At 56.8% G+C, this 9,323-nt stretch carries 10 protein-coding genes; 8 read left to right on the plus strand and 2 right to left on the minus strand.

What is annotated here, in order from left to right:
• Positions 1-387: 387 nt before the first annotated feature.
• The 7 genes from sucC to F0Q04_RS04330 all read left to right on the plus strand — a co-directional run bounded on the left by sucC (position 388) and on the right by F0Q04_RS04330 (position 6,450).
• Positions 388-1,548 carry an ADP-forming succinate--CoA ligase subunit beta gene (gene sucC / locus F0Q04_RS04300; protein WP_021026617.1) on the plus strand — a complete coding sequence of 387 codons (1,161 nt, stop codon included), beginning with the start codon at positions 388-390 and terminating at the stop codon, positions 1,546-1,548.
• A gap of 16 nt (positions 1,549-1,564) precedes the next feature.
• Positions 1,565-2,461 (plus strand): succinate--CoA ligase subunit alpha, encoded by an 897-nt coding sequence (sucD, locus tag F0Q04_RS04305; protein ID WP_021026616.1) that lies wholly within the window; start codon positions 1,565-1,567, stop codon positions 2,459-2,461.
• A 112-nt stretch (positions 2,462-2,573) separates the two neighbouring features.
• Complete coding sequence (locus tag F0Q04_RS04310) at positions 2,574-3,257, plus strand: TerC family protein (RefSeq protein WP_116926062.1); 684 nt, start codon at positions 2,574-2,576, stop codon at positions 3,255-3,257.
• A 266-nt stretch (positions 3,258-3,523) separates the two neighbouring features.
• The gene (locus tag F0Q04_RS04315; RefSeq protein ID WP_182344639.1) at positions 3,524-4,204 is read left to right on the plus strand and encodes an FHA domain-containing protein; all 681 of its coding nucleotides are present in this window, start codon (positions 3,524-3,526) and stop codon (positions 4,202-4,204) included.
• Between the two features lie 312 nt (positions 4,205-4,516).
• Positions 4,517-5,035, plus strand: a complete 519-nt coding sequence (locus tag F0Q04_RS04320; RefSeq protein WP_182344641.1) for a pilin — start codon at positions 4,517-4,519, stop codon at positions 5,033-5,035.
• Positions 4,989-5,636: a pilin gene (locus tag F0Q04_RS24150; RefSeq protein WP_182345544.1), complete on the plus strand. Its 648-nt coding sequence runs from the start codon at positions 4,989-4,991 to the stop codon at positions 5,634-5,636. The genes F0Q04_RS04320 and F0Q04_RS24150 overlap by 47 nt, the downstream gene beginning before the upstream one ends.
• Positions 5,637-5,655: 19 nt before the next feature.
• A complete protein-coding gene (locus F0Q04_RS04330) occupies positions 5,656-6,450 on the plus strand; it encodes a fimb protein (RefSeq protein ID WP_182344643.1) in 795 nt (264 codons plus the stop codon).
• Positions 6,451-6,564: 114 nt separating this feature from the next.
• On the opposite strand, the gene moaC is transcribed toward F0Q04_RS04330, so the two are convergent.
• Positions 6,565-7,056, minus strand: a complete 492-nt coding sequence (moaC, locus tag F0Q04_RS04335) for a cyclic pyranopterin monophosphate synthase MoaC (protein WP_182344645.1) — start codon at positions 7,054-7,056, stop codon at positions 6,565-6,567.
• Between the two features lie 203 nt (positions 7,057-7,259).
• Here moaC and F0Q04_RS04340 point away from each other — a divergent pair, with 203 nt between their 5' ends.
• On the plus strand, positions 7,260-8,954 hold the full coding sequence (locus F0Q04_RS04340; protein ID WP_232539499.1) for a M48 family metalloprotease: 1,695 nt from the start codon (positions 7,260-7,262) through the stop codon (positions 8,952-8,954).
• Here F0Q04_RS04340 and F0Q04_RS04345 read toward each other — a convergent pair.
• Positions 8,922-9,278 (minus strand): phage holin family protein, encoded by a 357-nt coding sequence (locus F0Q04_RS04345; protein WP_021026611.1) that lies wholly within the window; start codon positions 9,276-9,278, stop codon positions 8,922-8,924. The two genes, F0Q04_RS04340 and F0Q04_RS04345, sit on opposite strands and share 33 nt — an antisense overlap.
• Positions 9,279-9,323 lie beyond the last annotated feature (45 nt).

Raw genomic sequence — 9,323 nt, forward strand, 5'->3', positions numbered from 1 at the left:
GCCCGGTGCTGGCCCAAAGCGCAGTGCGCACTAGCGCAAAATTGTGTCAGCCCCGGGCGGCTGTGCCAAAAATCCTGCACCGCTCGGGTATTTATCGACAACTTTTGCGCAGGCCTCCGACAGGCATTGACTGCCTTGGCTGACAGACCTGGTGCACGGAGACGACTGCCCAACATGGCTGGTTAGCTATACAAATAATAGCTATATGCATTCCGGCGGCCGACAAACCCCGGAAGCGCATTGGGGCTCCTGCAGGCGCTGCCCCCCATGGCGCAGTGCAGCATGGTAAATTCGCGGACTGCCAGGCCTTCTGCCTTGTTTGCGAATTCTTTGTTCTGCGCGCTCGGCCGCCGGGTTTTTTCCCATTTTGTTTTACTGAGAGACATCATGAAAATTCATGAATACCAAGGCAAGGAAATCTTGCGTCAGTTCGGCGTGCCCGTTCCGCGCGGTATCCCCGCCTTCACTGTGCAAGAAGCAGTGGAAGCAGCACAGAAGCTGGGCGGCCCCGTGTGGGTGGTGAAGGCCCAGATTCACGCAGGTGGCCGCGGTAAGGGCGGTGGCGTGAAGGTTGCCAAGACCATCGACGACGTGAAGGCGCTGTCCGAGCAAATCCTCGGCATGCAGCTGGTGACCCACCAGACCGGCCCTGAAGGCCAGAAGGTGCGTCGCCTGTACATCGAAGACGGTGCCGACATCCAGCAGGAATACTACCTGTCTGCCGTGACCGACCGTGGCACGCAGAAGGTGGCCTTCATCGCTTCGAGCGAAGGCGGCATGGACATCGAGGAAGTGGCGCACAGCACTCCTGAGAAGATCATCACCGTGCTGGTCGACCCCATTGCCGGCTTCACGCAAGCCAATGGTGAAGAGCTGGCCAAGGGCATCGGCATGCCTGCTGATTCGGTGGCCCAGTTCATCGACATCTGCCAAAAGCTGTACAAGTGCTACATGGACACGGACGCATCGCTGGTTGAAATCAACCCGCTCAACCGTGACTCCAAGGGCAACGTGATTGCACTGGACTCCAAGTTCAACTTCGACCCCAACGCGCTGTTCCGTCACCCAGAACTGGTGGCCCTGCGCGATCTGGACGAAGAGGATCCTGCTGAAGTGGAAGCTTCGAAGTTCGACCTGGCCTACATCAGCCTGGACGGCAACATCGGCTGCCTGGTGAACGGCGCTGGCCTGGCCATGGCCACGATGGACACCATCAAGCTGTTTGGCGGCGAGCCTGCCAACTTCCTGGACGTGGGCGGCGGTGCCACCCCCGAGAAGGTCACCGAAGCCTTCAAGATCATGCTCAAGAACCCCAAGGTCAAGGGTATTCTGGTCAACATCTTCGGCGGCATCATGAAGTGCGACACCATCGCGACCGGCGTGATCACCGCTTGCAAGGCGGTGAACCTGAGCGTGCCACTGGTGGTGCGCATGAAGGGTACCAACGAAGAGCTGGGCAAGAAGATGCTGGCCGAATCGGGCCTGCCCATCATCTCGGCCGACACCATGGCCGAAGCCGCCACCAAGATCGTTGCCGCAGTGAAGTAAGCCCTGGAGAACACACATGTCTATCTATATCAATAAAGACACCAAAGTCATTACCCAAGGCATCACGGGCAAGACCGGCCAGTTCCACACTGAAAAGTGCCAGGAATACGCGAACGGCAAGAACTGCTTCGTCGCTGGCGTGAACCCCAAGAAGGCTGGCGAAAAGATTTTCGACATCCCTATCTACGGTTCGGTCAAGGACGCTGCCAAGGACACCGGTGCTACCGTGTCCGTGATCTATGTGCCACCCGCTGGCGCTGCTGCTGCCATCTGGGAAGCGGTGGAAGCCGACCTGGACCTGGCCATCTGCATCACCGAAGGCATCCCCGTGCGCGACATGCTGGAAGTGCGCAACAAGATGAAGGCCAAGGAAGCGGCTGGCGGCAAGAAGACCTTGCTGCTGGGCCCTAACTGCCCAGGCCTGATCACCCCCGGTGAAATCAAGATCGGCATCATGCCCGGTCACATCCACAAGCCAGGCCGCATCGGCGTGGTGAGCCGTTCGGGCACGCTGACCTATGAAGCCGTGGCACAGCTGACCGAGCTGGGCATTGGCCAGTCTTCGGCTGTCGGTATCGGTGGTGACCCCATCAATGGTCTCAAGCACATCGACGTGATGAAGGCGTTCAACGACGACCCGAACACCGACGCTGTGATTATGATCGGCGAAATCGGCGGTCCAGACGAAGCGGAAGCCGCTCTCTGGTGCAAGGCCAACATGAAGAAGCCTGTGGTGGGCTTCATCGCTGGTGTGACCGCCCCTCCCGGCAAGCGCATGGGCCACGCTGGCGCGCTGATCTCCGGCGGCGCCGACACGGCAGATGCCAAGCTGGCCATCATGGAAGAGTGCGGTTTCACCATCACCCGCAACCCATCCGAAATGGGCCGCCTGCTGCAAGGCCTGCTGAAGTAAGCAAAATTACGCATGCCAGGGGCTGCGTGCCCCGCTAAACTGCGTACTCCATAAAAAGAAGACGCCAGATCGTTCAGGTCTGGCGTCTTTATTCATAACTACGGAGCGCAACATGGATTACGTCAATCATCCCGACTTCTGGATCGGGCTGGTCAAGATCATCTGGATCAACATCATTCTCTCGGGCGACAACGCCGTTGTCATCGCGCTCGCAGCGCGCTCCCTGCCCCCTGAACAACAAAGAAAAGCCATCATGTTTGGCTCCGGCGCCGCCGTGGTGCTGCGTATTCTGCTGACCGTAGTTGCGGCCAAGCTGCTGGAGCTGTCCTTCCTGCAGATCGTTGGCGGCTGCCTGCTGCTGTGGATTGGCCTGCAACTGCTGACCAGCCACGACGAAGAAGAGGGCGCGGGCAAGGGCACCGGCACAATGATGGCGGCCATTCGCACCATCCTGATCGCCGACCTGGTGATGAGCCTGGACAACGTGATTGCCGTGGCGGCAGCTGCCGGCGGAAATATGCTGCTGCTGATCCTGGGCTTAGCGATTTCGATCCCGCTGGTGATCTTCGGCTCCACCTTGATGATCAAGCTGATGGAGCGCTTCCCGGTCATCGTGATTCTGGGCGCCGGCCTGATCGGCTGGGTCGGTGGTGAGACCATCATGAACGACAAGCTGCTGCACGGCTTTGTCGAGGCTAACCCTGCGCTGCACTACCTGGCAGCTGCCGCTGGCGCCGCGCTGGTGGTGGGCCTGGGTCTGTGGCTGCAAAAGCGCAATACCGCGCCCGCACACTGAGCGGCTGATCCCCTCACCCCAACACAAAGCGCCTTCGGGCGCTTTTTGCATTTCTACGCCGGGCTGCAGCGATTGTGCATCGTCAAGGGGAAAGAGCGCCTGCAGCAGCCAACGCTTTGATCAGTATCAGCCATCGAGAGGAATCAAGGGTAAACCCGTAACCAAAATCCGGTAGTACCCAACACATCGTGATCCTTTGTCAACCGCGTATCGAAAAAGTCATTTGTATAGCTTATGTGCATATAATCGTGACGAGGTTTATCAATATGCCAAGACTCATAGTTTCATTAGATGGAGTGGTGATCCAGGACTACATGCTGACGGAGTCCAGGGCCACCCTGGGGCGCCGTTCCACCAACGACATCGTGCTGACCGACATGGCGGTCAGCGGCGAGCATGTGGCGTTCACCTATGAGAAGAAGATCGGCATCGTCGTCGTCGAAGACCTGGGCAGCACCAACGGCACCAAGGTCAACGGCTTGAAGGTACGCCGCCAGGTGCTGCAAAGCGGCGACCTGCTGGACATCGGCAAATGCCGTATCCGCTTTTTGATGAACTCGCTCGTGCCCGAAAGCCACTACCTGCATGCCAGCGAAGCCGGCAGCCTGACCGCCAAGCCCGCCCATGCCGACCATGGCGAAGACAGCCCCACGGTCCCCGCAGATTTCCCCCCTGCCGAAGAGCAGCCCTACACCCCCAGCCCCTACCTGCGCGCCGTCAGCGGCGCCAGCGAAGACATCATCCTGTCCAAGGTTGTCACAACGGTGGGCCGCCCTGGGATTGCCGTCGCTGCGCTGACCAAACGTGGCAAGGGCTATATCGCCACCAAGGTCGATGGCTCGGCCGATGTGGTGCTCAATGGCCAGGCGCTCAATGGCGTGGGGCTGTCGATGCACAAGGGGGATCGGATTGAGCTGGCGGGGATGGCTTATGAGTTTTGGGCCTAAGACTCTGAACCTTGGGCTTGTATAGCCAGGGCCTCAACAGACGCAGCGGCACCTTCGGGTGCCGTTTCTGTTTCTGCTGCCCATGCGCATAGCTTGCACAGTCGTTCAGTAGGTGACAAAAATGGCAGAAATCTTGGGCCGCTGACATTTATGAAAGTCTTGCACAATAAGTTAACAAAGCGCCGCATTTTTGTCAGTCGAAGCCGCGAGATAAGTAGACGCTAAAAGTTGGCACAGCAATTGCAATAAGTGATGCACGCCAAGTCGTTCGACGAGGCTACCTAATCACTGGTTACATAGAGAGGATTCAACATGCTGCGTACTATGCAAAAGGGTTTCACCCTGATCGAACTGATGATCGTTGTGGCGATTATCGGTATTTTGGCTGCGGTGGCACTGCCTGCTTATCAGGACTATACGATTCGTGCCAAGGTCGCAGAAGGTTTGACATTGTCTGGTGCACTGAAGACTGCTATTTCGGAGACGCACCAAAGCAAAGGTCCTTCTGATATGAGCTGTACTAATGCAGCTACCTGCGATGCTATTGGCGCATCCGTGATGGATGCTACGGCTTTGGCTGGTAATGCAAATGTAACTTCTGTTACAAGCGATGAGACTGGCATCATTACGATTGCTTACAAGCCTGCAGTGGTTCCTGCTGCCCAAAATACTTTGTTGATCACGCCAGTAAATGCTGCAGGTACCACTGCTGTTGACTTGCAAACCGCAGCTACGGCAGGAACGCAAATTAATTGGAAGTGCGGTTTGAACGGCACCGGTGCTGATGGCGGCACACTGCTCGCTAAGTATCGTCCTGCATCTTGCCGTTAATGCGAATGCCATATGGGAAAATTTAGCTAGTTTGCCTGGTTGGATTAGTTCCAAAAAAGGGGAGTCGATAGGCTCCCCTTTTTTCTGGAGTTTAATTGTGATAAAAATCATAAATAGTGGCTTCACCTTGGTAGAACTGATGATTGTTGTTGCAATCATCGGCATATTAGCTGCGGTTGCACTACCAGCTTATCAAAATTACACGGTTCGTGCCAAAGTGTCTGACGGTCTGGTGCTTGCGCAATCACTTAAAACGGCCCTTACTGAAGCATATGCAACAACAGGGCCGCGTGATATGACTTGTATCAATGCTGCCACTTGTGAGGCATTGGGGGCTACTCCCATGAACCTCACATCAGTAGCATTGGCTGGAAATGCGAATGTGATCGATATTGTCAGCAATGCACCGGGTGTTATTACAGTGGCTTATAAGCCAAGTGTTGTTCCTGCTGGTGTGAATATTATTCTAATAGAGCCAGTAGACAATAGCAGTCCTCCCAATGTCATTGACCTTCAGGCTTGGGTATTCGGTTCCGTTTTTTCTTGGAGATGTTCTGCTGGGACATTGGCGGCACAGTTTCGGCCTGCAAGCTGCCGTTGATTTTCGTATTCTGTAATTTATGCTTTGGCAAAGTGATTGTGTGATTTCGTTTTCGGAACGTATTCGTTTTGCTATGCGCTATGCATTGCGCCATTTAGGTATTTCGGTTGTTGTCGGGTTTGTTTTTGCTTTTTTTGTATTTTGGTTAATTTATCCTGCGCCATATAGATCAATGCTTGGCGTAGATTCCATATTTTTTATTATTCTTCTTGTCGATGTGGCTTGTGGCCCACTCCTAACTTTAATTCTGGTAAGTCCAGCAAAGACACCACGTGAGCGTTGGCTAGACTTTGGCCTTGTCGGCCTGATTCAGATAGCAGCCTTATGCTATGGCATGAGTAGTTTGTGGATGGCACGTCCCGTTGCGCTGATCTTTGAGGTTGACAGGCTTGTAGTTGTTACGGCAAATGAAATTGATACAGCGGAATTAGCTGTGGCACCGGCAAAGATGAATAAGCTGCCACTTTGGGGGGTAATGAAGGGTGGAACGAGAAGTCCTAAGGACTCCGATGAACTCTTTGCAAGTTTGAATAATGAAATCGCGGGTATCTCTCCCGCAATGCGTCCGAGTTGGTGGGTCGCATGGGATCAGCAGATGACGGAAATTCTCGCGCGTGCGAAACCTCTGAGTGAGTTAATCAGTAGACGGCCGGAGCAAGTCGAATTGTTGCTGAACGTAGTAAAAACCTCTGGGTTGGCCGTGAATCAATTATTCTATCTTCCATTGACATCTAGTAAACAAAAAGATTGGGTTGTATTGTTCGATATAAGCCTGAGATTTGTTGGGTATGCACCAGTGGATGGTTTTAATTGACGCAAATAATCAAGGCTTTTGGATTTTTAATCTTTGTGTAGCAGTTTCATGGTTTCTCGGTCGAACTTGCAGTTAATGAAATAGATCAGTTTTTTCATTTTTGAACACGAACTATTAAGTTGTTCTCTCGCCGTTGGCAATAAAACATCCGGATTTTCCGCCATGCTTCTCCAGTAAACTAATCCGCTCCATCACCATCCGCTTATCCACCGCCTTGCACATGTCATAAACAGTCAGCAGTGCGACCTGCACAGCTGTCAAGGCTTCCATCTCCACACCGGTGGGGCCGACGGTTTCTGTCCTTACTTCGCAACGTACAGCGTTCTTTTCGGGTAACAGCTCAAAATCCACCGCCACCTTCGTCAACGCAATCGGGTGGCACAGCGGTATCAGCTCACTGGTCTTCTTCGCCGCCATGATGCCGGCAATACGCGCAATACCCAGCACATCGCCTTTTTTCGCGGTGCCCGCGGCAATGATGTCCAAAGTGGCTGGCTGCATGGTGATAAAGCCCTCCGCGATCGCGATGCGGTGGGTGTTAGGCTTGGCGCCTACATCGACCATATGGGCCTGGCCCTGGGCGTCGAAATGGGTGAGTTCAGTCATGGTGCTTTCCGTGTTCAATACGTCACAAGCGGCAATACAGGATGCAACTTGTGCATTGGTGCTTCATCATACGTGTTGGGCTGAAGGCTTGATGGCAACGAGCCCGCTCTGGCCACCCTCTGGCTTGATTCAGATTCAGCATCTGCTGCCGCACGGAATTTTGAATGAATACATGGTTTTTTAAACGCACAGCATGCGCCCTGTTGGCCGCCCAAATGGCTGCGGTGGCGGCGCTGACCCCCATGCAGGCCCGCGCCGACACCAGCTTGCCGGCGATGGGCGAGGGCGCCGAGATGACCACCAGCGAGGAGCGGCGCCTGGGCGATGACATTGCGCGCGAGATCTACCGCGATCCGCAGTTTCTCGATGACGCGATTCTGTATGAGTACGTCAACGCCATCTGGCAGGAGCTGATGCTGGCGGCGCGCCAGCGCGGCACCTTGACGTCTGAACTGCAGGAGCGCTTTGCCTGGCAAGTGATGCTGATCCAGGATGCCACCGTGAACGCCTTTGCACTGCCAGGCGGCTTTATGGGCGTGCAGACCGGCCTGGTGGGCGTGGTCGGCAGCCGCGATGAGCTGGCCTCGGTGCTGGCCCACGAGATGAGCCACATCACCCAGCGCCATATTGCACGCATGCTGGCCCGCCAGTCGCGCATGACGCCGGTGATGATTGCCGGCATGATTCTGGGCGCGTTGGCTGCGAGCAAGAACCCGGCTGCGGCCCAGGCGCTGATGGTGGGCAGTTCGGCCGCTGCCATCCAGTCGCAGCTGAACTTCTCACGCGATATGGAGCGCGAGGCGGACCGCACCGGCATGAGCCTGATGCCGCCTGCCGGCTACTCGCAGGCGGGTTTTGTCAGCATGTTCGAGAAGCTGCAACAAGCCAACCGCATGAACGACAACGGCAGCTGGCCGTATTTGCGTACCCACCCGCTGACGACCGAGCGCATTGCCGACATGCAGTCGCGCTTGCCCGCTGGCGCTGCACGCAAACCGCAGGACACGGGCATGGTGGCGCAGATGATGTCGGCCCGGGCGCGCATGCTGTCCAAGCCTGAGCCCCAGGTGCTGCACCAATGGGTGCAGCTGACCACGGCGGCCGAATTTGCCAACCGCTCTTTGGACCAGCGGGCAGGTGTCTGGTATCTGGCTGCCATGTCGCACAACCAATTGGGGCGCCATGCGGAGGCCCTGGCTGCGTTGGACCAGCTGGATGCCACCGTGCAGGCCCACCCGGATGCGATGCGCCAGGCACAGTTGCTGCGCGCCGATCTGGCATTGCGCAACCGTCAGCCGCAGGATGCGCTGGCGGCGCTGGCCAAGATCCAACCGCTCAAGCCCCCGCCCAACAAAGTGGGCAGCACCTCGGTGACGGTCAGCAATGCGATGACTGGTCTGGTCAACGAAGCGGTGATTACACAGGGCTCGGACAAGTCGCTGAGCATCCAGGACAGCAGCCGCGATGTGCTGCTGCCGGAGGTCAAGGCGGTGGTGGGGGAAGACGCAGGCCAGGGCAGTGACCGGTCCGAGCTGGTGCTGGCTGCGCAAGCCCTGGCGCAGCTGCCCGCCACGGGTTTGACGGCCTATGAAGGGGTATTGCGCCAGACCAGCAGCCGCCTGCAGACCCTGGTCGTGCAGTGGCCCAAGGATGCGGGGGCCTGGCTTGCGCTGTCGTGGGTGCTGCGCCAGCAGAACCAGCCGCTGCGCTCCATCCGCGCCGAGGCCGAGAGCCGGGCTGCGCAGTATGACTACGCCGCTGCGGTAGACCGCCTGCGCGCCGGGCAGGACATGGCGCGCAACAGCCCGAACCGCAATGACTACTACGAGGCCTCGATTATCGATACCCGCTTGCGCGAGATGCAATCACTTGCCAAGGAGCAGGCGGCCCGTAAGTGATTCGATGACCAGGCTGATGATGGAGTAAAGCACCGAGCCGATCAGCGCAGCCCAAAAGCCATGCACCACAAAGCCGCTGCCTGCAATGCCGGACGCGGCCCAGAACATCAGCGCGTTGATGACAAAGATGAACAGGCCCAAGGTGAGGATGGTGACGGGCAGGGTCAGCACGATCAGCACAGGGCGCACTATCGCATTGCACAGCCCTATCAGCAGCGCTGCAATCAGCGCCGCGCCAAAGCTGCGGATTTCCACACCACTGTAGAGGTAGGCGACACAGAGCAGGGCGACTGCGGAGAGCAGCCATTTGAGGATGAGTTTCATGGCGCCAGCATAGCGGATGGCGGGCGTGCTGTGTATAGGCCGGCA

The sequence above is a fragment of the Comamonas koreensis genome, assembly GCF_014076495.1.
Lineage (GTDB): Bacteria > Pseudomonadota > Gammaproteobacteria > Burkholderiales > Burkholderiaceae_C > Comamonas > Comamonas squillarum.

What these genes read in the sequence shown, in the direction of transcription:
- F0Q04_RS04315 (WP_182344639.1), top strand. Translation starts at nt 3,524, where the DNA reads ATGCCAAGACTCATAGTTTCATTAGATGGAGTGGTGATCCAGGACTAC.
- F0Q04_RS24150 (WP_182345544.1), top strand. Translation starts at nt 4,989, where the DNA reads ATGGCGGCACACTGCTCGCTAAGTATCGTCCTGCATCTTGCCGTTAAT.
- sucD (WP_021026616.1), top strand. Translation starts at nt 1,565, where the DNA reads ATGTCTATCTATATCAATAAAGACACCAAAGTCATTACCCAAGGCATC.
- moaC (WP_182344645.1), bottom strand. Translation starts at nt 7,056, where the DNA reads ATGACTGAACTCACCCATTTCGACGCCCAGGGCCAGGCCCATATGGTC.
- sucC (WP_021026617.1), top strand. Translation starts at nt 388, where the DNA reads ATGAAAATTCATGAATACCAAGGCAAGGAAATCTTGCGTCAGTTCGGC.
- F0Q04_RS04345 (WP_021026611.1), bottom strand. Translation starts at nt 9,278, where the DNA reads ATGAAACTCATCCTCAAATGGCTGCTCTCCGCAGTCGCCCTGCTCTGT.
- F0Q04_RS04320 (WP_182344641.1), top strand. Translation starts at nt 4,517, where the DNA reads ATGCTGCGTACTATGCAAAAGGGTTTCACCCTGATCGAACTGATGATC.
- F0Q04_RS04310 (WP_116926062.1), top strand. Translation starts at nt 2,574, where the DNA reads ATGGATTACGTCAATCATCCCGACTTCTGGATCGGGCTGGTCAAGATC.
- F0Q04_RS04330 (WP_182344643.1), top strand. Translation starts at nt 5,656, where the DNA reads ATGCTTTGGCAAAGTGATTGTGTGATTTCGTTTTCGGAACGTATTCGT.